At 69.8% G+C, this 21,430-nt stretch carries 19 protein-coding genes and 2 pseudogenes; 11 read left to right on the top strand and 10 right to left on the bottom strand.

Translation table 11 applies throughout. The features are described from left to right. Positions 1–86: 86 nt before the first annotated feature. Positions 87–626, bottom strand: a complete 540-nt coding sequence (locus J7E89_RS19420) for an NUDIX domain-containing protein (protein ID WP_214975182.1) — start codon at positions 624–626, stop codon at positions 87–89. Between the two features lies 1 nt (position 627). Next, positions 628–1,983, bottom strand: coding sequence for a tetratricopeptide repeat protein (locus J7E89_RS19415; protein ID WP_214975179.1), 1,356 nt, complete (start codon positions 1,981–1,983; stop codon positions 628–630). 223 nt (positions 1,984–2,206) lie between these two features. Between J7E89_RS19415 and J7E89_RS19410 the strand changes: the two genes are divergently transcribed. From J7E89_RS19410 to J7E89_RS19395, 4 genes are all read left to right on the top strand, one after another. Further along, entirely contained in the window at positions 2,207–2,956 is a 750-nt protein-coding gene (locus tag J7E89_RS19410; RefSeq protein WP_214975176.1) for a hypothetical protein, read from the top strand. 77 nt (positions 2,957–3,033) lie between these two features. After that, a complete protein-coding gene (locus J7E89_RS19405) occupies positions 3,034–3,945 on the top strand; it encodes an aminoglycoside phosphotransferase family protein (protein WP_214975173.1) in 912 nt (303 codons plus the stop codon). A gap of 1 nt (position 3,946) precedes the next feature. Continuing rightward, positions 3,947–4,639: a bifunctional 2-polyprenyl-6-hydroxyphenol methylase/3-demethylubiquinol 3-O-methyltransferase UbiG gene (locus J7E89_RS19400; RefSeq protein ID WP_214975171.1), complete on the top strand. Its 693-nt coding sequence runs from the start codon at positions 3,947–3,949 to the stop codon at positions 4,637–4,639. A gap of 31 nt (positions 4,640–4,670) precedes the next feature. Continuing rightward, positions 4,671–5,216 carry an HAD domain-containing protein gene (locus tag J7E89_RS19395; RefSeq protein WP_214975168.1) on the top strand — a complete coding sequence of 182 codons (546 nt, stop codon included), beginning with the start codon at positions 4,671–4,673 and terminating at the stop codon, positions 5,214–5,216. A gap of 66 nt (positions 5,217–5,282) precedes the next feature. Here J7E89_RS19395 and J7E89_RS19390 read toward each other — a convergent pair whose 3' ends face one another. Beyond that, positions 5,283–5,786, bottom strand: coding sequence for a hypothetical protein (locus tag J7E89_RS19390; RefSeq protein ID WP_308315528.1), 504 nt, complete (start codon positions 5,784–5,786; stop codon positions 5,283–5,285). Between the two features lie 90 nt (positions 5,787–5,876). Here J7E89_RS19390 and J7E89_RS19385 point away from each other — a divergent pair, with 90 nt between their 5' ends. After that, complete coding sequence (locus J7E89_RS19385) at positions 5,877–6,410, top strand: SMI1/KNR4 family protein (protein ID WP_214975165.1); 534 nt, start codon at positions 5,877–5,879, stop codon at positions 6,408–6,410. Positions 6,411–6,459: 49 nt separating this feature from the next. Here J7E89_RS19385 and J7E89_RS19380 read toward each other — a convergent pair whose 3' ends face one another. The 4 genes and pseudogenes from J7E89_RS19380 to J7E89_RS19365 form a co-directional block, all read right to left on the bottom strand. Next, complete coding sequence (locus J7E89_RS19380) at positions 6,460–8,157, bottom strand: relaxase/mobilization nuclease domain-containing protein (RefSeq protein ID WP_214975163.1); 1,698 nt, start codon at positions 8,155–8,157, stop codon at positions 6,460–6,462. Further along, positions 8,147–8,723, bottom strand: a pseudogene (locus J7E89_RS19375) (hypothetical protein). The gene J7E89_RS19380 and the pseudogene J7E89_RS19375 overlap by 11 nt, the downstream one beginning before the upstream one ends. 316 nt (positions 8,724–9,039) lie before the next feature. Beyond that, positions 9,040–10,290: a DUF3631 domain-containing protein gene (locus tag J7E89_RS19370; protein ID WP_214975161.1), complete on the bottom strand. Its 1,251-nt coding sequence runs from the start codon at positions 10,288–10,290 to the stop codon at positions 9,040–9,042. A 508-nt stretch (positions 10,291–10,798) separates the two neighbouring features. Next, positions 10,799–10,993 carry an AlpA family transcriptional regulator gene (locus J7E89_RS19365; RefSeq protein WP_214975158.1) on the bottom strand — a complete coding sequence of 65 codons (195 nt, stop codon included), beginning with the start codon at positions 10,991–10,993 and terminating at the stop codon, positions 10,799–10,801. 121 nt (positions 10,994–11,114) lie between these two features. Between J7E89_RS19365 and J7E89_RS19360 the strand changes: the two genes are divergently transcribed. Next, a complete protein-coding gene (locus tag J7E89_RS19360; protein WP_214975157.1) occupies positions 11,115–11,615 on the top strand; it encodes a helix-turn-helix transcriptional regulator in 501 nt (166 codons plus the stop codon). Positions 11,616–11,639: 24 nt separating this feature from the next. Next, positions 11,640–12,758: a site-specific integrase gene (locus tag J7E89_RS19355; RefSeq protein WP_214975155.1), complete on the top strand. Its 1,119-nt coding sequence runs from the start codon at positions 11,640–11,642 to the stop codon at positions 12,756–12,758. A gap of 333 nt (positions 12,759–13,091) precedes the next feature. Here the strand turns inward: J7E89_RS19355 and J7E89_RS19350 are convergent. The 3 genes and pseudogenes from J7E89_RS19350 to J7E89_RS19340 form a co-directional block, all read right to left on the bottom strand. Further along, positions 13,092–13,443 (bottom strand): annotated as a pseudogene (locus J7E89_RS19350) (ATP-binding protein); the annotation flags it as partial. Positions 13,444–13,574: 131 nt separating this feature from the next. Then, the gene (locus J7E89_RS19345) at positions 13,575–14,972 is read right to left on the bottom strand and encodes an SWIM zinc finger family protein (protein WP_214975153.1); all 1,398 of its coding nucleotides are present in this window, start codon (positions 14,970–14,972) and stop codon (positions 13,575–13,577) included. Then, positions 14,969–17,974, bottom strand: a complete 3,006-nt coding sequence (locus J7E89_RS19340; protein WP_374196837.1) for an SNF2-related protein — start codon at positions 17,972–17,974, stop codon at positions 14,969–14,971. Before J7E89_RS19340 ends, J7E89_RS19345 begins: the two co-directional genes overlap by 4 nt. 500 nt (positions 17,975–18,474) lie before the next feature. On the opposite strand from J7E89_RS19340, the gene J7E89_RS19335 reads away from it, so the two are divergent. The 4 genes from J7E89_RS19335 (at position 18,475) to J7E89_RS19320 (ending at position 21,428) form a co-directional block, all read left to right on the top strand. Beyond that, positions 18,475–18,735 carry a type II toxin-antitoxin system Phd/YefM family antitoxin gene (locus J7E89_RS19335; protein WP_138358631.1) on the top strand — a complete coding sequence of 87 codons (261 nt, stop codon included), beginning with the start codon at positions 18,475–18,477 and terminating at the stop codon, positions 18,733–18,735. Continuing rightward, positions 18,732–19,001 (top strand): Txe/YoeB family addiction module toxin, encoded by a 270-nt coding sequence (locus tag J7E89_RS19330; protein WP_138358619.1) that lies wholly within the window; start codon positions 18,732–18,734, stop codon positions 18,999–19,001. The genes J7E89_RS19335 and J7E89_RS19330 overlap by 4 nt, the downstream gene beginning before the upstream one ends. Before the next feature lie 356 nt (positions 19,002–19,357). Continuing rightward, positions 19,358–19,642, top strand: a complete 285-nt coding sequence (locus J7E89_RS19325; RefSeq protein ID WP_214975149.1) for a hypothetical protein — start codon at positions 19,358–19,360, stop codon at positions 19,640–19,642. A gap of 604 nt (positions 19,643–20,246) precedes the next feature. Further along, the gene (locus J7E89_RS19320; RefSeq protein ID WP_214975147.1) at positions 20,247–21,428 is read left to right on the top strand and encodes a hypothetical protein; all 1,182 of its coding nucleotides are present in this window, start codon (positions 20,247–20,249) and stop codon (positions 21,426–21,428) included. Positions 21,429–21,430: the final 2 nt, after the last annotated feature.

The raw sequence follows: 21,430 nt of genomic DNA, 5'->3' as shown, positions 1-21,430 counted from the left end.
CCGTGGCCGATGCTGGAACAAAGAGGGGTACCCAAAGTTCGGCGGTTCCTAGCGGTCGCGACCGACCCTTCGGAACAGCGCAATCCTCATGCTGGCGACGCCCAGCCGTCCAAGGAAACCTCCGTGCCGTTGTTCACGTACTGGTGGAGTGCACTGGCGGTGGTGGCTACGAATGCGTCGGGAATGGCGGTGGTCTCGACCCAACGGACCTGGGAATGCTTGCTGGGTTCGCGGTTTTCGGGTTCGCCGGTCCATTCGTGGGCGGCGAAGACGACCGTCAGGAAACCGTTGGGGGCTTCGACGCCCCAGGCCCCATGGATGATGTGGGCGACCTTGAGGGACTCGGGCTTCACGGTGAGGCCCGTCTCCTCGTAGAGCTCGCGGACCGCGGTCTCCGTGATGGGCTCGCCCGGTTCGCTCTTGCCGACGGGGAGGTCCCACAGGCCCTGGGCAAACTTAGCGTTCTGGCTGCGCTGGAGAAGGACGACGCGGTTGGTGGCCTTGTCGTGGACGATGACGGCCGCGACCAGCAGGGTCATCGATTCGAGCGCCGGCTTGAGGGCTTGGGAGCGGTCGTCGGTCTGCGCGGCCACGGTGTTCCCTTCGTCGGGCGGGTTGTTGGGCATGTTAGGCGAGGGCCTCGCGGGCGCGGCGGGCGAGTTCGGCGGCACCGGGAACGCGGCGACGCTGGTAGACCGCGAGCGTAGAGCGGATTGAGGTGATCGCCTTGCGGGTTCGGTCGGAGGTCATGCCCTCCATGAGGACCAGGGCCTGGGTCCAGGCGGCGACGGCTTCGTCGGCGCGGGCCTGGGCGGCGAGGCTGTCGCCGAGGTCTGCGTGGGTGAGGGCGTGGACGCGCTTGTACTTCTCGGGGTCCCAGCGGGTGAGGGCGTCCCGGTGCTGCTGTTCGGTGCCGATGTGGTCGGCGAGATCGGTCAGGGTGCGGGCGGTGTGGCTGGCCACGGTGCCGGCGGCGGGGCCGCTCACACGGGAGTAGCTGGGCTGGGGGCCGTCGTCGCGGAGGAGGGCATCTTCGGCGGCGAGCAGGGCGCGCGCGGCCAAGGGGTGCTCGTTGACGGCCGCATAGGCGCGGGCGTGCGTGATGTGGAGGAGAGCCTCGGTCTGGCCGTCGACGTGGCCGAGACCTGTGCGTAGGGCGCCTTCGACGAGGTCGACGCAGTGGTGGGGCTGCTTGAGGCTCAGGGCCTGGTGGGCAAGGGCGCGCATCATCCAGGCGGCATGGCCCTGGGGGTCGGCTTCGCAGGCGAGCTGGTAGCCGACCTGGTAGTAGCGCTGGGCGGCGCCTTCCTGACCGAGGTCGTGGTGCTTCCACCCTGCGAGGTAGGCGAGTTCGGCGACGGCGCCGAAGGCGGCTCGGCGTAAGGCTTCGCTGGGGAAGCGTCCGCGGAGCATGGGGGCGGCTGTGTCGGCGAGGTACGCGGTGACGGTGGTCAGACCGTGCCCGCCGCCGAGGCGCTCGTCGGCGGCGCTGAAGGCCGCGGTGATCTGGCGTACGACGTCCACGTCCTCTACGCCGACCAGGGATGTGCCGGTGCGGGCGCGGAGCATGCGGGCGGTGGCCTCGTGGTCGTAACCGAGCGGCATGGCGACCCCGGCGGTGGTGAAGGCCGCGATGGCGAGGAAGCGGCGGCGCTCGACGTCGGCCCGGCCCAGGTTGGTGACCGCGAGGACGGGGTCGGATTCCGCCGGCTCTTCGTCATCACCGGCCTGGAGGCCGATCTCGGTCTGGGTGACCATGCGCCCCGCTCGGCGGGACAGCGCCTCGGCCAGGTACTGACCTACCCGGCCCGACGGGGTACGGGTGCCGTTCATCCAGTGCGAGATGGCCGACTTGTTGGTCTGGAGGATCTCGCCGTTCTCGGCGGCGATACACCGCACGTCCCTGGCGAGGGCCTCGTAGGTGCAGCCGACCGCCGCGATGACGTCGCGCAGACGGGAGTTGGGGTCTCTCTGCGCCGCCACGATCGCCTCCACTCCGAAGCTGTAAACCGCGTATACCGCTTCAACTGCCCTCCACCGTACCCACTGAGCGTGACCACCGGTTCACTTATCAGCAGCCGCCCGGAACGGCGCGACCGTGATCCAGGCTCCCCCTTGGTCCGGGCGGCACCCCGAACTTCCGTACGCCCACACCGGGCTCGGGCATTCCTATGCCCGGACCCGACCGATCAGAGACGGAGACAGGGTGACCACCATCGACACCACGGCCATCACGGTCGAGCTGCCCGAGGCGTTCGACCCGCGCTGGAGCAGCCTGCCCGGCATCCAGGTCGACGGCCGACGCATCACGATCGACCCGGCCGAGTACTTCTTCCGCTTCGAGTCGAACACCTGGCTCGTCGCCGACTGGGAGCTGGTCAAGTCCCAGCTCCTCGGTGCGGACGAGACGACCGAGAGCGCGGTCGAGCAGCTCGCGCTCGACTTCATCAAGCACCACGGTGAGTCCACCTCCGACGCGGCCTGCGTCCTGGCCACCGCGTACGAGGTGTACGCGTACCTGTTCCGCGACGAGCACCTGGCCGGCCTCGGCCTGCCGCAGATCACCGCCGACCACCTGCGGATGCTCCGCGAGGCGGCCACGCTCATGGCGCTCAACAAGGTCGAGCTGGACGGGCACATCTCCAACGTCGGCCCGTGCTGGTTCTTCCCCGCCGCCACGTCCGTTGTCTTCGACCTGGACGACGAGATGGGCGGGATGCTCGACGAGGTCTACCACGGCGGCTGGTTCAACGAGCACCGCCGGATCGAGTCCATCAAGGCCCACGCCGCGCTTGGCGGCCGGCTCGTGCACGGCTGCCAGTCCGTGCCGGACCAGTCCGGCGGCGTGGTCGCGCCCTACGGTGCCTCGATGGCCAACTTCCGTGACGCCCTCGCCGCGTTCAAGGCGGGCTGGATCGAGCAGGTCTACGCCCACCGCGTGAACCCCGCCGCGTAACCCACCACCCGATCAGGCTCCGGGGCGGGCTGGCATCCCTCGCCCGCCCCGGACGCCCCCCTCCCCGGAGCCCCCACGTGACCACGAACCCCAGCGCCGAACTCCTCGACAACCTGCTCACCGCGACCGGCCAGACCACCGCTGTACGGGAGGAGGTGCGCGTGTGGTCCATGTCCGGCGTCGAGCGCGCCACCTTCCCCGACGGTGCCACGGCCATCTTCAAGTACGCCAAGAAGCCGTTCGACAGCGAGGACCAGGCCCTCCGCTTGGCCCATATCCTCGGCGTCCCCGTCCCCCAGTTCCACGCCTCCGCCGTCCTGGACGGCTGGCTCGGCATGCTCATGGAGGACCTCGGACCGTCCATCCGCGAGGCAGACGACCTCGACGGCGTCGCCGCGGCCGTGGTCCTGCACGGCACCCGTACGGCTCCGCCCTTGCCCGTCCTCGTCCAGGACCGGCTGCGGACGCTGCCGACCCGGGCGCTGGAGCATCTCGAACGGCTGCGCAAGGTCGACCGGTGGCAGGACGCCGACGACGTCGAGGACGCGCTCGACCGGATCGCCCAAGCCGCCGAGGCCCGCTCGGCCGGAGCGACGATGGAACCGTTCGGATGGGTGCACTCCGAGTTCCACCCCACCAGCCTCCACATCGGCGAGCGCGGTTGGCGGCTGCTCGATTTCGCCCGCGCCTTCACCGGTCCCGGCCTGCTCGACCTCGCCAGCTGGCACGGCACCATCGAGCCCCCGCACCCCGTGCGCCTGCGCGTCTTCCTGGAGCAGTACGTCACCGCCGGCGGCACCCCCGACGCCCTCGCCCCGCGCGGCGGGCTCACCGCCGAGAACTGGGCCCTGGGCTGGCACCGCATGTGGGCCGTCGAGTGGTTCATGGAGCAGTCCATCCGCTGGATCAACGACCCGGCCACCGACCCCGCCTACATCAAGGCCGTCCGCCGCCACCTCACCGACGTCCTCCACCTCCTGGAGATCTGACGTGCTCGCCCAGGCATCCCCGTGGCACGCCCACGCTCTCCAGCGCACCGCCGCCGGACTCGCCGAACCTCTGGCCGTACCTGCCCGGATGGAGTGGACCACCCGACCCGGCCAAGGCCCTGGAGCCGACGTCCTGGGTCCTGACCTGCGCGGCAAGAGACTTCTCGAACTCGGCTGCGGCCCCGGGCACAACGCCGCCCACCTCGCCACCCGCCACGGTGCCCACGTCACCGGCGTCGACCTGGTCGGCCTCCAGGTCCGCCGCGCCCGCTCCCACTACGGACGGCTGAACAACCTCACCTTCGTCGCCGGCCACGCACTGCACTACCTGCACGCCGCCGACGAGCAGTTCGACGCGATCTACTCCGTCTTCGGCGCCGTAGGGCTCGTCGCCCCCGAGCTCCTGCTGCCAGCCATCGCACAGCGCCTCACGCCCGGACGAGTGCTCGCCTTCTCCGTCCCCCACCCGCAGCGCGGCGGCCGAAGCCCCTCGGGCGACGACCGTCCCCGCCGCGACCACGTCACCCTCCCCGACCGAACCCGGCTCCCCATCGCCCGCTGGGAGTTCTCCACGGACCGGTGGGAGAAGCACCTCAGCCGAGCGGGTTTCTGGCTCACCTCTGCCCAGGAGTTCCACGACCCCCGCATGGGCCACTGGCCCACCACCCTGCTGATCCGCGCCCGCAAGCTCTGACAGCCGCGTTCATCCGGCCTCTGGAGGACCGATGCGCCCGCCCTACCTGCTTCTCGACATCGACGGCGTCTTCATACCCTTCCCTGACGAGCACGGCTCGGCCCCGGCCACGCACGCCTGCCACGACGTCGTCCCCACCGGTCGCAGCGCCGACAACCCCGTTACCGTCTGGCTCCACCCCGACCACGGCCGCCTGCTCATGGACGTGATCCATACCGGCCTGGTCACCCCGGTCTGGTGCACCAGCTGGCGGCAGGACGCCACCACCCTCATCGGCCCGCTCCTCGGCCTTCCGACCCTGCCGTACATCGACCTGCCGCGCCCCCAGATCACCACCAGCCACCCCAACGGCTACCTGTGGAAACGCGACCACGTCGACGCCTGGCTCGGCGACGCCCCCGCCGTCTGGATCGACGACGACTTCACCGGCCTCGACCACGCCTGGGCGGTGGAGCGCACCGCCCGCGGAATGGCGACCCTCCTCGTGCAGCCCGACCCACACGACGGGCTGCAGCCCGGGCACCTGACCGAGCTCACGACGTGGGTCTCGCAGTTACCCGCAGCCCGCGCCGCCTGACGACTGATGCCCTCGCTGCCACGAGCAGCGAGGGCATCAGGGTGCGCTGCGGGCCCTGCACCAGGGCTACTGCCACAAGTCCGCTCCATCACGCCCACTCGGGTCCATGGTCAAGAGATCTTCGTGTAGACCCGAGAGGGCTCGCCCAGTCGGGGCGCCGTCTTCGGCTGACTCCATGACGAGCCAGCCGACATCGATGCCCGATACGTTCACATCACTCCCTGAGTCGAGCTCATCGAGCGTTGCGAACACTGCCTCATAGGCGACCGCTCGCGCCAGGCGAACGAGATCCTCCTTGTTCGCCCCAGCAGCAAGGAGCCGCTGGGCAACAGGAAGCTGATCGAAGGCATCCGGATCGGCCCAACTGCCGATCGGACCGCGCCACAGACTTCGCAGCAGCATGAACCGCGCGAGGTGTGGAAGGTCCTCACAGATCTCCGACTTGGCCCAGTCGCCACCATCGGCTGCGCCGAGTGCTTCGAATCGGGCGCGCAGCGACTCCGCTGCCGCCCTTCCACGCGTGTCCAGACTGTTCAACCAAGCCTGCCACTCGTTTGAGGATTCACTCACCGTGACAGCATGCCCCACGGGTACCTCGGCTGGAGATCCGCCAGCACTATCAGCAGCTTGGCAGCCCAAACTGATCGCTACTCTGTTCGCATGTCCGTGAACGGAGATCGCCAGTTCCCCGCCGCGCTCGCCGCTGCCATGGCGGTCCGGCTCGAGTGCATTGGCGAGGATGGTGTCGACTTCGAACCCTACGAGTCCTTCCTGACTGCCGATGAGACCACCGAGTGGTTCCGCGCGTGGACAGGCAACAGCGAGCTGAACGGCGATGACTTCCGCGTGTTTGGCCAGGATGGCACCGGCGGAAACGCGGCGTTCTGGCTGGTTCGTACAGGTCGGGAGCTGGTAGAGCAGCCCGTTGTCTTTCTGGGCTCCGAAGGAGAGACAGGCGTTGTCGCTCGCGACCTGGGCGCCTTCCTGTGGCTGCTAGCTGACGGCTTCGGCCCGTGGGAAGCAGCCACCTCATACGAGCCCGAGCCGGATTGGGCTCCCCAGGCCAATCGCGACCTGGCAGCTATCGCGGAGCAATTCGCCCCGGGCCGCCGACCGTCGGCAACGGCGATCATCGCGCAGGCCACACAGGAGTTTCCTGACTTCGACGACACCATCATGAAGCTCTGCCGTTGAGCCGGACCCGATGCCCCGCCACGAGGCGTGGCGGGGCATCTGACCGGGGTCAGCGGTGTCGACTGCGCTCTTCGGGCCTCACGGCCACTGGTGTGGCCGGAGGGTGTGGCGTGGCGGACACGGCCGAGGTGCCGCTGGTGGCGCTTCGCATGCGAGCCGCTTGCGTCCGCCGGTTCGGCTGAGCCGTGATTCGCCAGTTGAGGACCTCGGCGGGGTGCTCGGCGCTGTCGAGTTCCCGCTGGGTGCCCACTTCGGCCAGGAGGCGTCGGGGGTTGTGGCCGGCGGTTTCGGCGTGGGCGAGGGTTGTGGTCAGGGCGGTCCAAGTGGGGTCGGCGAGGATCCGGTCGGCGTGGTCGGGGAGGGCCGCGCGAACGTCCTGCTCGAAGCGACGGGCGGTTGCGGCTCGTGGTGCGCGGCGGGTCAGGTCAGCCAAGACGGGTGTGGCGGCCTGCTGGTAGCCCGCCTGGAGGCGACGGAGGGCTTCCTCGGCCGCAGCGGCCTGCTGTTCGTGGCCGCGCTGCTCGTGCCACTTGGCGGCGGCGCGGGCCAAGTGCACGGTGGCGAAGAGCAGGGCGATGGCGAGTCCGCCCGGCTCGTTGGAGGCGTAGGCGAGTTCCTTGGCGGCCTTGCGCAGGGCGGTGGCGGCCTGGTGGTCAGCGCGGGTGGCGGAGCGGCGGGCGCGGTTGAACGCCATCGCCGCCGCCTGCAGTTCCGCCCGGTGTGGGCTGGTCGTGGCGCTGGCGATGTTGTACAGGGCATCGCCAAAGGCGGCCAGGTAGCCCTGGGCGGCGGCATCGTCACCGGAGTCGAGGGCGGTGCGCGCCATTTGTACTGCGGTGGTGGTGTGACGCCATGGCTCGGCGAGGTCCGCCACATACCGGGGGCGGTCGGCCGCCTCCTGGTCGGGGAGGCGTTCGCGTAGGCGGTTGATGGAGAGGTCAGGGGCGAGCTTCGAGCCGCCGTACCAGACGGGTTCGCCGGCTGCGTTGGTGTCGCATGGTGCGGCGAGACTGTAGCCGATCACGTCTCCGGTCTCGGGGCCGAGGCGTGTCTTGACCTTGATGCCGAGGGACTGCAGCACGGTGAAGTAGTCGGATTCGTTGCGTACGGCTGCGGCGACCGCGTACGCCTGCTCCCGCAGCCATTGCCGTGCTGTCGCCGTCTGGCCCTGGCGCTCGGCCTTGGCGCGTTCGGCGCCGGTGGGAGTGCGGGGCGCGGTGAGGTCACCGGACTTCAGGTGGCGCAGGCCGAACTCGGCCTCGATCTCGCGGCACTCCGCCTGGGCCCGCTGTCCGTCGCGGTGCGTGCGGGGACGGCGTCCGTCGGCGCGGACGGTGGTGGCCATGATGTGGATGTGGTCGTCGGCGTGGCGGACCGCGATCCATCGGCATGCCTTCTCGTCGCCTTCGGGGGCGATGCCGGCGGCGTGAACGATACGGCGCGCGACCTCGGCCCACTCGGCGTCGGTGAGGTAGCGGTCGCCGGGCGCGGTACGGACCGGGCAGTGCCAGACATGCTGAGACGGTTTCTTGCCGCCCAGCTCGCGGGTGCGCAGGTCGACGTGGTGGTCGAGGCGCTTGGCGAGCTTGGAGTAGGTGGCTGCCGGGTCGCGGCCCGGGTCGGGGGCGCCGGCCATGTCCCAGGCGGCGACGATGTGCGGGTCGGTGTGCTCGTCGCGGCGGCCGGGGCCGAAGAGGTAGACGATCAGTCCGCGGGTGTCGGAGCCGGTGGAGACGTCAGGAACCATGCGTGGTGCCCTCCGCTAGGAGCTGGTCGATCAGCTGGTAGCTGTTCTGGGCCGCTTGCTCGACGCGGTCCAGCACCGCCTCGGCACCCTCGAGCACTGTTCCTCGGTGGATGGCCGCGGTGATCTGGTTGAGGTTGCCGCCGATGCGGTTCAGCGCGACCGCGTGTGCCTCGACGGCCTCGATCAGGGGGCGGAGGGGATCGTCCTCGGGGCTGCCGACCAGTCCTGCCTTGCCCAGAGCTACGGCCAGGGCGGCGTCCCCGACGAATCCGGCGAACTTCTGACCGCGCTGGTGAGCGGCGGCGCTGATCACGCGGACCGCGGTCCGCGTGAAGCGGATGGTCTTCTCCTGGTCGCGCTTCTCCACCGTGCGCTTGCGGTTCATGAGTGCGGGCAGGACGGGGGCGTCGGGATCCCGCCAGGAGGGCTGCTCGGCGGGCGGTTGGACATCGGCCGGCGGCTGAGTGCGAGGGGCGACGGAGTCGGCTGCGGCCGGACAGCTGGTCTCGGCTATGCCCTCCTCCGGCTCGGGGCGCCCCCTGGCGCTCGGCCGTCTCCTCCGCCACCCCTGGGGCGGGGGCAAGCGCGGACGAAGCCTCGTTAGAGGCTCGTTCGCTCCAGCTTGCTGCTGATCGGCGGGTCAGGTCGAAGAATCCCTTGCGGCGGCGGGTGGGGGAGTTGTCGGTGCTCGTTTCGGGCATGTGGTGCTCCGGTAGTCGTGTGGGGTGGCGCTTCGTCACGTCCGTTGCATCCGTCCCGTAGCTGGTCAGGACAGGTACGGAGGCGGTCGCAGGTACGGAGTGATCCGTATCGGCAAGGAACTCCGTCCCCGCGCTGACCTGCGCGGGGACGGATGCGACGGAGTGATACGGACCAGGAAGGTCAGCGGGTACGTGCGGGGCCGGTGCCGGGCGGGCCGACAGGGAGGGCACCGGCCGACGGGACGGGGAGCTTGCCCCATGTCGGGCGTACGGGCGGGACGTCCTGTGCCGGACCGGCCGCCGGTGGGACGGGGTCGGGGCAGTACCGGGCCCAGGCGTCGAGGAACTGGTTGCGGGCGTACGCCTTGGCCTGCCTGCCGTTCTCGAAGCGGTGGTTGGCCGGGCTGATGCCGAAGTCGCGCAGCAGGTTGGCCAGGTGGTAGGCGTTCAGACCCTTCGTCCCGTACTCGGCCCAGGGCGCCTCGGCGTCCTGAATGAGGGAGGCGAGCAGGTCGTGGCTGCGCAGAGCCTCCTGGTCGCCCTGTTGCTCGAACACGCGGCGGATGTCCCGGAGCAACCGAGTCTTCAGCGTCGTCTGCTCGTCCTGGACCACCTCGTTCCTGGTCATCGCCAGGCAGGCGGCACGGGCCTGCGCGGGCCAGTGGCCGCCGGCCAGGTCGGCGACGATCACCAGGGGCTCCCAGGTGTCGGCAGCCCGGTCTTCGACCGGCATCGGTGGCACCAGCCGGTGCGCTGTCCCGCGCAGTGGGGTCAGCCATGCGGTCAGCCGGTCGCGCAGCGCGTTCAGTTCCGGGACGGAGTGCCGGGAGCGGAAGGGGGCGACCTTCTCGCCGGGCTTGCGCTTCTGCATACGGAGCACGACGGCGCGGTCCATGATCGTGTCCGGCAGGTCGCCGATGCCTGCCAGCGCGGCCATGGCGAAGGTGGGGAACGCGGTGGGCTTGTGTTCCGGGCCGGAGATCCGCCAGGCGGGGCGGTTGCGCTGGTGTCCGGCGTTCAGCAGGCCCCGGAGGTCCTCCTTGTCGCCGGCCTTGGGGCCGAAGATGGTGTCGGCCTCGTCCACCAGTAGTGTCGGCGGGTCCTCGCCGATGATCCGGAAGACCACCGCCGGCGAGGTGTTCACCGTCATCATCGGCCGGGACACGGTCTCGTGGAGCACGTCCAGGACCCGGGACTTGCCGCACCCCTTGGTCGGCCCCACCACCGCCAGACGCGGCGCGTGCTGGAGGGCGGGCTGAATGTGGGAGGCCGCCACCCAGAGGGTGACCGCAGTAAGGGCCTCGTCGCTCGGCAGCACCACGTACCGGCCGATCGCCGCGCGCAGGTCGTCCAGCAGCGCGGCTCCCTCGTCGGCCGTCTCGCCGCCCGTACCGGCGCGGTCCCCGGTCCCCGATCCGCCGTCGAGGACCACGGTCCCCGCAGATGGGTGGGGACCGTGGCTCTCACCATCGGCTCGGGGCTCGCCGTGCTCGCCCGAAATTCGGGGACCGGGTTCGGGGGCTGGCGGACCGGAAGTCTCTGTCCGGTCCCCGGCGTCCGGTTCGGCGGGACCGGTCCCCAGGGCACTGACCTGCGCAGGTGTCGCGCTGGGGGTGCTTCGGTCCCCGACCGGAACACCTGTCGAAGCATCATCGGTGGAGCGTGCAGCAGGGGACCGTGACTCCGTTCGGTCCCCGTTGCGCGAGGGGATGCCCTGGCCGGGGACCGCAGCGGCAGGCCAGATGACCTTGTGAGATGTGTTCGAAGTGGCGGGGGACGTAGAGTCCTCCATAGACGTTCCTCTCAGGTGAGGGACGGGACGGGCAAGGTCCCGCCCCTCACCGGTTCGTTCGTTCAGGGATGGGCGACGTGCAGGGGAATCTCCGGCCCTCGGCGTTGGCGCGCCGGGGGCCGTTGCTGTGTCCGGGGCTGCCGGCGGCTCACGAGGCCAGGCCCCACTCGTCTCGGCCGTCGATCAGCGTGCGCTCGTAGCGCAGCAGCTCGGCCTCGGGGTACAGCACCCGCTTGCCGACCTTGATGCCGAGCGGCCCCTTCTTGATGTGGCGCCAGTAGCGAACGGTGCTTTCGGCTGCGCGGTAGCGCTCGGCAACCTCGGCGGTGGTCAGGTATCGCATGCATTCCCATTCGGTTAGGTAGCGATTCGATCTGCATAAAGTTGTACCCCAGGATCGGTGGTTACCCAAATCGGGAAGCGCATGTTTCAATTGGGATAGCGACGGTGACGATGGAGGTTCGATGGCAGGCGACAGACCCGAGGGCGGCGAGGTGCCGCTGCTCTACAGCGAAGGGAACGTGGCCGCGCGCGTGGCACTGGAGCGCGAGGTCAGAGGGTGGAGCACGACCGAGCTGGCGGATCGGGTGACCAGAGCCGGCATCAAGATGAACCAGACGGCGGTCTGGCGCATCGAGAACGGCACCCCCCGCCGGCGCATCAACCTCGACGAGGCCCTCGCCTTCTCCCGCGTCTTCGAGCTCCCTCTCGAAGAACTGATGTCCCCACCCCTGGAGGGGCTCGACATCGACAGCCGACGGCTCGTCCAAGAAGCCGTCGAAGCGTTCTACGCGGCCCGAGACGCGCGCGACCGCCTACACCACGCAGTGGTCGCCATCGCCGACCACATCAAGGCCCATCCCGACAGCTCGCGGGCGATCCACGAGCAGTGCCTCCGCCTCATGGGCGACGAGCGCGACGCTCGCACCCTCAGCAGCGACATCGAGGACGGCGGCCACTACTGACAACCGACACGAAGGAGAAGCCACTTGGCCAACATCCAGAAGCGCCCCAACGGCAAATGGCGTGCCCGCTACCGCGACCTCGACGGCAAGGAGCACGCGCGCCACTTCGACCGCAAGATCGACGCCCAACGGTGGCTCGACGAAGTCACGGCGAGCGTGGTCACCGGGCAATACGTCGACCCGCGGTCGACGAAGAAGCCCTTCAAGGAGTACGCGGAGGAATGGCGGGCCATCCAGCCGCACCGGCCCTCCACGGCCAAGGCGGTGGCCCAGCACCTGCGCTGCTACGTCTACCCGGCCTGGGAGAAGCGGGCGCTCGGCGCCATAAAGCCCGGCGACGTACAGAGCTGGGTCACCAGTCTGACCACCACGCACGGGCTGGCCGCCAGTACCTCACGGACGGTCTTCAACACGGTCAACGCCGTCTTCCGGGCGGCCGTCCGTGACCGGATGATCCCTCACAACCCGTGCGCCGAGGCGAAGCTGCCCTCGGTACCACGGAAGAAGATCGTGCCCCTGGCCGTCGAGCAGGTGCGGGCGCTGTCCGAGGAGATACCCGCTCGATACAAGGGCCTCGTGCTGCTCGGCGCGGCCACCGGGCTCCGCCCCGGCGAGCTCTTCGGTCTCCAGCTCCGGCATGTGGACCTGCTGCACGCGACCGTCTCGGTCGAGCAGCAGATCCAGCAGACCGCCAAGCACGGCGTGTACGTTTGCCCACCCAAGACCGCTCGCTCGCACCGCACGGTCCCGCTCCCCCGCATGGCGGTGGATGCGATGAAGGCCCACCTGCGGGACTTCCCCGCCGATGGGCCCGAGAGCTGGATCTTCACGGCGCCGCAAGGCGGACCCGTGGTCTACACGCACTTCATGGACGGGTCCTGGCGGCCCGCCTGCCTGAAGGCCGGCATACCGAAGGGCACCGGCCCCCACGCCCTCCGGCACCACTACGCCAGCCTGCTGATCAAGCACGGCGAGTCCGTGAAGACGGTCTCCGAGCGCCTCGGCCACACCAACGCGGCCATGACGCTGAACATCTACACCCACCTGTGGCCCGACTCCGAGGAGCGGACCCGGGCCGCCGTCGACAAGGCGTACGCGGACCAGTCCGCCGATGCCCAGCCACAGGTCGACAAAGCGGCGTAGCCGCTACCCCCGCGCGCTGACCGAAGTCAGCTCGCTGCGGACTCTGCGCGGACCGCAAAGGCCGCCCGACCCACTCCGCCGCAGGTCAGACGGCCTTTCACCGGACGTATTAGACGTTGAAGCGAAACTACCCCACAACGCTCTGACCTGCGGGTATGTGGGCGCATCCCAGCACCATCCCAGCACGGGATTCGCGACAAAGTACAAGAAGACCCAAGGTCGCCAACGCTACACAACAGCGTCGGCAAGGGGCCGAGGTCTGCGGGACTTCTCCGCAACGTCTTCGACCTGATCGCGCTCGCCAACTCCCGTGTCTCGCCTGCGATCCGCCCCTCACAGCGGCCAAGCGTTCAGCAAGCCGCCGGGGCCGTAGGCGGCATCGAGCCTCGGGCAGTCGACTCTGCGGCGCGAGACCGCCACGACTGGGACGGGTTCGTCGGTGAGGGCGGCCCGGTGTCGATGGAGAGCTGCCAGGTCGTGCCGGTCGAAGGTCTCCACGTCATTAGTGCGGGTCCAGTAGCCACCCACGGCCGGGGCCACGGGCAGCCGGTCGTCGGGCAGTATCCGGGCGAGCCTCGCGGGCGAGCGGCTCGATCGCCCGGCCGCGCCAACTGGTCCAGCTCTCCCGAATCCGCGCCAACGTCAGATCGCCCCGCCCCCGCTCGATCTCCTCCATGGAGGGGCCCTCCACGCATGGCACTAACGACAACGTTACTAACATAGATGTTAGTGGAGCATCGTCGCCAACGTCCCCTCCTGCCGCCCACTCTCGACAGCGCACCGCCCATTCGCCGCACCCGTCCATTCACCCCAAGGTCACTCTGCGCCGAGGGCTCCGTACAGCGCCTCGTCGGCGTCGGTGGCGGGCGGGCCCGCCGCCCACCACTGGCCGCGCTCCTTCCGGTACGGGTACCAGCGTCCGTCCGAGCCCCAGCGCAGCTCGACGTCCTCGCCGACCAGCTGCAGGCGGCCACGGGTCCGGCGCGGCCTGGGCGGTCCTGACCGGCCTGGAATCCGTAACTGCAGCAGCCGCTCGCGTGCCGCGGCCTCAGTCTCGGGCGGCGGTACGAGTGTGCCGTCCAGGGCGCTCAGCGCCGCCGGGCCGCCGTAGCGCCAGGCGACGCTCGCCCGGGCGAGCTGGGTGCGGGCCCGGTCCGAGCTGTTCAGGAGGCGGGAGACCACCGGCAGGTCGCCGTCGGCGGCAGCAGCAGCCCGGCGCACGGTGTCGTGCCAGGGGTCGCCGTCCAGCATCAGAAGATCGGCCGCCTGCGTCTGCGCGGCCCCGGCAGCCGCCTTTGTATCGGTGACATCCCGCTGGTCAACCGCCCACACATAGACCGCCGAAGCACGCCGGGCGGCATCGACAGCCAGCAGGTGCAGCGCTTCCGGGGCGACGGACTCGCCCACGAGCAGCACCGGCGTCATCGCCGCGGCCTTGTCCTGGCCCACGACAGGAGCAAGGAGGGGCGCGGGCAGCACCGGCAGTACGGCAGGACCGTCCGCCGCGCGGGCCCGGGCCCGCGTGAACGCCTCGCCTGCCGGGACCCCGGTGGGCCGCGCCGCCCGTACGGCCTCCTCCTGCGCCTCGTCGGCCGCGGACTGCTCCCGCTCGCCATGGCGTACCGAGATCTCGGTGGCTGCCTCGACAAGGTCGCGTCCGCGCAGTACGAGCAGCGCCTCGGCGCGGGTGTCCAGGGCCCGCGCGAACGCGTACGACAGCGCGGCGGCGTGCTTGCACGGGTCGCCCCAGTCGGGACAGGAGCAGTGGTAGACGAACGCGTCCGGCGGCGGGACCAGGTCCGTCTCCGCCCGCACTGCGGCATCGACCGCGTGTACGCCGAGCCGACCCTGGGCGAGTTCGAGCAGCAGCTCCCGCCCGGCGGCGGTCCAGTCCTCGAAGAGCTTGTCCCACTGCGCCTCGGACAGTTCGGGTACGTGGATCTCGCAGCGGTAGGGGGTACGGCGGCTGCCCTTGACGCGGGCGGCCACCGACCCCGGCCGCACCGTGATCTCGCCGACCGCCCCCTTGCGGGCGTAGGTGCGGGCGCGGGCCAGGCGGCTGTCGTGGCCCGCGGAGAATCCGTACCCGAACGACGAGGAAGGCGTCTGAAGGGAGTCGATCCACTCCTCGCCCCACCAGCTGCTCGCCATCTCCCGCTGCCCGCGCGCCAGTTGCGGCGCCGGGAGGGCGAGGGTACCGGTGCGGCGCCTCATCGGCGGCTCCTGTCGCCGTGGGCGGAGTGCAGGGAGACCAGATCGGCGAGTTCATCGTCGCTCAGGTCGGTGAGGGCGGCCTCGCCCTGCCCGCCAAGCACGGAGTCCGCCAAGTCACGCTTACTACTGAGGAGTTGAGCGATACGGTCCTCCACCGTTCCCTCGGTGATCAGACGGTGGACCTGGACGGGCTGGGTCTGGCCGATGCGGTACGCACGGTCGGTGGCCTGATCCTCCACTGCCGGGTTCCACCACCGGTCGTAGTGGATGACATGCCCGGCGCGGGTGAGATTGAGGCCGGTGCCCGCGGCCTTCAGGGAGAGCAGGAAGACCGGGGCCTCGCCGCGCTGGAAGGCGTCGACCATCTCCTCGCGCCGCTTCACCGGCGTACCGCCGTGCAGATAGAGGGAGTTGATGCCGCGCGCGGTCAGATGGTGTTCGAGGAGGCGGGCCATCTGCGTGTACTGGGTGAACAGCAGCACGGACGCGTCCTCGGCGACGATCACATCGAGGAGCTCGTCGAGGAGTTCCAGTTTGCCGCTGCGGCCGGTCAGCCGAGTCGCGCCGGGCTCCTTCAGATACTGGGCGGGGTGGTTGCAGATCTGCTTGAGCGCGGTGAGGAGTTTGAGTACGAGACCATGCCGGGCAATGCCCTTCGCCTCCTTGATCGCGGCAAGCGACTCGCGTACCTGCGCCTCGTACAGCACGGTTTGCTCCCTGCTCAGCAGCACCCGCTCATCGGTCTCGGTCTTCGGCGGCAGCTCGGGCGCGATGCCCGGGTCGGCCTTGCGCCGGCGCAGCACAAAGGGGCGGATGAGCCGGCCGAGCCGCTCGGCCGCCGCACTGTCCTCCTCGCCGGTCGCACCACCGCGCGCGGCACGCTCGGCGGCCCGCCCATAACGGTCCCGGAAAGCCTTCAGGGAGCCCAGGAGCCCGGGGGTCCCCCAGTCCAGGAGCGCCCACAGTTCACTGAGGTTGTTCTCCACCGGGGTGCCCGACAGGGCCACGCGCGCCGAACTCGGCAGGGTGCGCAGCGCTTTCGCGGTGGCCCCTGCCGGGTTCTTCACATGCTGCGCCTCGTCCGCGACGAGGAGCCCCCACGGCCCGGCTGCGGCGAGCGCCTGGGCGTCGCGGCGCATGGTGCCGTACGTGGTGAGGACGATCTCGCCCGGTTTGAGGCCGCCCAGATCGCGCCCCGGTCCATGGTGGCGGCGCCAGGGGGTGCCGGCCGCGAACCTGTCGATCTCCCGGCCCCAGTTGCCGAGCAGGGATGCCGGACAGACCACCAGAGCCGGCCTGCCCGCGGTCGCCGGATCCTCCTGGCGGCGCAGATGCAGGGCGATCGTGGTGATCGTCTTCCCCAGGCCCATGTCGTCGGCGAGGCAGGCGCCGAGGCCCAGCCGGGTCATCCGGTCCAGCCAGGCAAGTCCGCGCAGCTGATAGCCGCGCAGAGTGGCGTCCAGAGCGGCGGGCGCGGCCAACTCGGCCTCACCGGCCTGCTCGGGAGCGGCGAGCCGGTCGCGCAGGGCGGCCAGCCATCCTCCTGCCCGTACGGGAACGAGCACGCCGTCGGGGTCCTCCACGCTGCCGGTGAGCGCGGCGCTCAGCGCATCGAGGGCGCCTAGTTCACGGCGGGCGCGGCGCGCCTTGCGCAGCAGATCCGCGTCCACCACGACCCACTGGTCACGCAGTCGCACCAGGGGGCGCCGGGCCTGCGCGAGCCGGTCAAGATCGCCTTGCGTCAGCGTACGGTCGCCGACCGCGAACTCCCAGCGGAAGGAGAGGAGTTGCTCGGGCGAGAAGAACGCGGGGGCCTCGGCGTCCTGATCGCGTTCGCCCGGCCCCTCGGGCTCGATCACCGCGCGGGCCGTCATCTCTCGCGCCAATTCCCTGGGCAGGTGGACGGCGACCCCGGCGGCCGAAAGCGCGGCCGCCCCGCCTTCGACGAGCCCGATGAACTCCTCGTCGTCCAGGGCGAGTTCATCCGGATCCGGCAGCGAGAGGATTCGGCACAGCGGCGGCCACGCAGCGGCGGCCCGGCGCAGAACGTCCGCCACCTGGGCGCGGGTACGCGGACCGAATCCGCCGCTCTCGCCACTGAAGACGTCGGCCGCGTCCGCGAGGAGCAGCGGATCGGCGAGCGAGTGCACCTGCACGACGGCCCGCACCGTCGCGGCGGCGGGGTCCGTGGCGGCGTCGCATCCATCCTCGTCGTACGGATCCTCGTCGTACGCATCGCCCTCGTGCGCGCGCATCGCGCCGCCCGGCAGTTCGAGCCGCAGCGAGACGCGTACACCGGCATCCCGGCCGTCGGCCACCCGCGCGGCCCACGCCCGCAGCCCCGGCAGATGCTGCGCATCCCGCGCAGCGAACGGCTGCACCCCGGCCGCCGATGGCGCGGCAGGGGTACGCGGCAGCAGATCCGCCACCGCGTCCATGAACTCCCTCAACCGGGCGTAAGAATCGGGGAGTTGCAGCGGCGTACGCGCACTCCCATCCCCCGCGGACTCCAGCGGTACGGCGTACGCGGCGGGCGGCATGACCTCGGCCAGCGCCCGCACCCAGGTCGCGTCCGCCTCCGCATAAGGGCCAAGCCGCCAGGCATCATGGTCACCGGCGCTGAGCCCCGGCAGCAGCAGCCCGCGCCCCGCCAGGTGCAGGGCGTACAGAGCAGCATGCCGCCAGACTGCCGCCGTCTCACCGCACGGCGCATCCGCCTGCACGTCCACGGACAAGAGCCAGGGCAGCACCTCGGCCAACGGCCGCACCACCGCCGACACCGTACGCCGACGCGCACCACGCCCATGCGCGGTAACGATCTCCACGTCCTCGGCCGGCACACCCACGGGTAGCCGACCGCTCCCCGCGACATGAAACGCGACGCGCCCACTGCGCGGTGGATCCGCCGGCAGAAACACCGCCGCACACCCGGACAACACCGCCCACTGCTCCCCGGCGAACGCCGGGGACGAAACCCTTTCCCGAGCCCCCGCGGTCTCCACAGCCGCATGAGCTACGGCAACAGGGGGTGCAGCAACACGGGATACGGCGCCACGGGCCGACCCGCGCACGACAGACAGCCGGGGGGCAGGGATCTCGCCCCCCGCCTCGTCGTAGTACTGCGTCCGAACCTCATGGCCGTCCTCGTCATCCACGGTCACCACCCGAAATACGGTGGCCATGCGCCGATCCCTTCGCCTGCCGGCAGACGGTGGCCCACCCGGATCCACCCCGCCCATCCCGGACAGGCAAGCCTACCGGGCCCGGTCGCGCCCCCTTGACAATCGCCCAGAGTTGGCCCTGGGACACGCCGATGTCGACCTCGACATCCAGCATCGTCTCCCTGTGCGCCTCAACGAGGCATCTGATCGAACAGGGTGCCTGGTTGGGTGATCTTGGCTGGGATGAGCAGCCGCTAGGCTCTCTGGTACCGAAATCCGTACTGGCGATGTACACTTTTCAGTACCATTTGAGGGCGGCCGGAGCGAAAGGGACGACAGCAATGACGATCACCGGAACCGAGGCGCGGAGGGACTTCTTCCCGCTGCTGAAGAAGGTCAACGACGATCACGCACCGGTGCGGATCGCCTCCAAACAGGGAAACGCCGTCCTCATGGCAGAGTCCGACTACGAAGCGTGGACGGAGACCATGTACCTGCTCGGCAACGCGCGCACCGCTGCTGAGCTGATGGAGTCCGTTGCTGAGCTGGACGCCGGACGCGGCACTGTGCGCGACCTGATCGACCCGGAGGCGGCGGAGTGAAGGTCATGTTCTCCACCCGCGCATGGGAGCAGTACGCGCAGTGGGCCATGATCGACCGGCGCAGCCTCAAGCGCATCAACGTCCTGATCGCGGACATCCAACGCAACCCCGATGACGGCAACGGCATCGGAAAGCCCGAGATGCTGAAAGGCGCACTCAAGGGTTGGTGCTCGCGGCGCATCACCGAGGAACACCGCCTCGTGTACCGGGTGAGTGGTGACGTACTGGAGATCGCCCGCGTCTACGGCCACTACACCGACCGCTAGCGGGTCAGCCCCTCCCCGGATCGCGCACCGTGCGGTACCGCCTTCACGATCGATAGGAATACGGCTTCTCAACACCGAGACGCTGCGCGACTGGATCTGGGCCCGTTTCACCGAAGGTTCCCGTTCCGGTCATCGAGGAGTGGCTCGCGTTCGCAACCACGCACCTCCAACGCCTCACCGAGACCGCCTCAGCGCCAAAGCTCCCCACGCCACCCAAACCCGGCGCCGCCGACCTTGAGCCCTTCCTCCACGGCTGGAGTCCGTTACGGACCCCGCTCGTACTGAGCCCCCACTACCGCTCACAACCCGGCACGGAGTCGACTCCGCTGCGCGACCTTCGTGTGGAGCCGCATGGCATGCTCCCGACGGCGCTGCCGATGAAACAGATCGGCGCCATCCTCAAGGCGCAGCTCGGGGACGCGGCGAACCGGGTGCCGACCCGGTCCATTCCCGACACCGTGGTACGCATCGCGGCCGTCTTCAGGCGGGAGCTGCGCCCCATCGTGCCCGTACTCGGGTACGCCAAGAAGGTGTCCAGCGACCGGGCCCGCAAGGTCCTGGGATGGACAGCCCGCGACGCCGAGGAAGCCATCGTGGCCAGTGGCGAAAGCATGGTCGCCAAGGGCCTGCTCAAGAACTGATCAAGGGTCGGTCACGGACCGCCCACCCGCGCCCGCCACCGCGATCGCGATCGCGCGGAAGGCCGCGTCGACCGCCGCATTACCGGCCCGAACTCCTCGACAGCTTCATCGCCGAGACCGGCCGCACCTGGACACCACCATGACGTCGCCCCGAAGCGAAACCCTCAGAAGCGGCGGCAATATGGCGGCGGATCCCCGGTTACCGAAACCGGGGATCCGCCGAATACTTGTAGCTCCACCGCCACCCCCAGACCGCCCGTCGAAAGGCAGCACGCGACGATCTACAACCTCCCCTGTGAAATTCGCCTGCGCACCACGGGGGCGTAATGAGGCGGGCGAAATTCCGCGGCCGTTGGTAGGCCGCGTACTGCTTGCGCTGCACTCAGGTAACGCCGTCACCGAGGCCGATCAGCACCTCGTCGGCGGCCTTCCGCTCGGTGGCGCGGCACTCGCCTACCAGCTGATGGCCCTCGGGGCTCGACCCGGGGGAAGCGGGAGGTCGTAACCCGGAGAACACCCCCGCCCCGCCGCACCCCGGGTTCGCCCAACCGCGACAGGGCATCTATTCCACAGCAGCAATCACTGCACCTTGGGAAAGGGCAACGTGCAGCGAGATCTCAATGAACGCCAGCAAGCCGTGCTCGACTGGATCAGCAACGGATGCCCCGACGGAATCTGGAACGACACTACCTACAAGGTCAGCGCGCAAGCCCTGCAAAACCGGGGACTCGTCAAGATCACCAAACGCCGCGGGTGCTGGACCGCCCAACTCACCGACAAAGGGCGGCAATATAGCAGCGGCGAGAACAGCTCCCCCGCGGGAACCAGCAGCCGCACACCCGAAGCCCCCAGCACAGGCGCGAGAAAGCCACGCCCGAGAACCACGCCGAAGGCCCATGCAATCTACGCCGACCGGCTCCTCGAAGAACTGGCCGCCAACAACGGTTTCCTCATAAAGCCCATCGACACCGACCCTCACGCAGTGAATTGGGCTTCACGAGTCAGCATCACCCGTAAGTCCGGCAAGATCCCGGACACTCAAGAGCTCCACGGATACCGGACCCACCAGGGCTACGAAATCAAGCTCGTCGACATCCCCGCCTGGCGCCTCGCCGAACTCGCTCCGCTCCCCGTGCCCACCCGGCTCACCCGCCCCCACGCCATCGTGGCCGCACTCCAAAAGCAGCCCCAGCCCATGGGACTGACCAAAACCGTTCAAGGGCGAGCCCTGCGCATCATCCAGGCACTCATCACCGCCGCTCAAGAACAAGGCCACGTCGCGGCACTCGGCCCCATCCAAGGCGCTCCCCCACCCCACCGACGCCGCAGAGCCGAGCCGCACTTCACCATCACCGCCCAAGGCGAAACGGTCGGCTTCCTCGTCCTCCAAGAACAAGACCGCAGCGAACACATCCCCACCGACAAGGAACTCGCCGACGCCAAGAAGTACTCCTGGATGCGCATCCCCCGCTTCGACTACACCCCTTCCGACCGCCTGCGCTTCATCCTCCGCGGCGGCAACCCGCACCGCGCGACGGAATGGGCCGACAGCGCAAGTCGGCCCCTCGAAGACCAACTCGCCGAGATCGCACAGGAGATCACGCTCCGCGGAGAAACAGCCGAAAAGCGGCGCCGCGCAGACCAGCTGGCCGCCGCGGAAAGACGGCGCCGCTGGGAAGCCGCCATGCAAGAAGCCCGCACTGCCCACGCCCACGCCTACCACGTCAAACACCTCGAAGAGCAGGCTGAAGCCTGGCACCGAGCCACACGCCTAGAAGGCTCGTGAAG

Origin of the sequence: Streptomyces sp. ISL-100, assembly GCF_018614615.1 — a bacterium.
GTDB lineage: Bacteria > Actinomycetota > Actinomycetes > Streptomycetales > Streptomycetaceae > Streptomyces.
This window is presented reverse-complemented; position numbering and strand designations above follow the sequence as displayed.

What these genes read in the sequence shown, in the direction of transcription:
- J7E89_RS19365 (WP_214975158.1), bottom strand. Translation starts at nt 10,993, where the DNA reads ATGCGATACCTGACCACCGCCGAGGTTGCCGAGCGCTACCGCGCAGCC.
- J7E89_RS19395 (WP_214975168.1), top strand. Translation starts at nt 4,671, where the DNA reads ATGCGCCCGCCCTACCTGCTTCTCGACATCGACGGCGTCTTCATACCC.
- J7E89_RS19360 (WP_214975157.1), top strand. Translation starts at nt 11,115, where the DNA reads ATGGCAGGCGACAGACCCGAGGGCGGCGAGGTGCCGCTGCTCTACAGC.
- J7E89_RS19345 (WP_214975153.1), bottom strand. Translation starts at nt 14,972, where the DNA reads ATGAGGCGCCGCACCGGTACCCTCGCCCTCCCGGCGCCGCAACTGGCG.
- J7E89_RS19335 (WP_138358631.1), top strand. Translation starts at nt 18,475, where the DNA reads ATGACGATCACCGGAACCGAGGCGCGGAGGGACTTCTTCCCGCTGCTG.
- J7E89_RS19380 (WP_214975163.1), bottom strand. Translation starts at nt 8,157, where the DNA reads ATGGTTCCTGACGTCTCCACCGGCTCCGACACCCGCGGACTGATCGTC.
- J7E89_RS19420 (WP_214975182.1), bottom strand. Translation starts at nt 626, where the DNA reads ATGCCCAACAACCCGCCCGACGAAGGGAACACCGTGGCCGCGCAGACC.
- J7E89_RS19325 (WP_214975149.1), top strand. Translation starts at nt 19,358, where the DNA reads ATGCTCCCGACGGCGCTGCCGATGAAACAGATCGGCGCCATCCTCAAG.
- J7E89_RS19385 (WP_214975165.1), top strand. Translation starts at nt 5,877, where the DNA reads ATGTCCGTGAACGGAGATCGCCAGTTCCCCGCCGCGCTCGCCGCTGCC.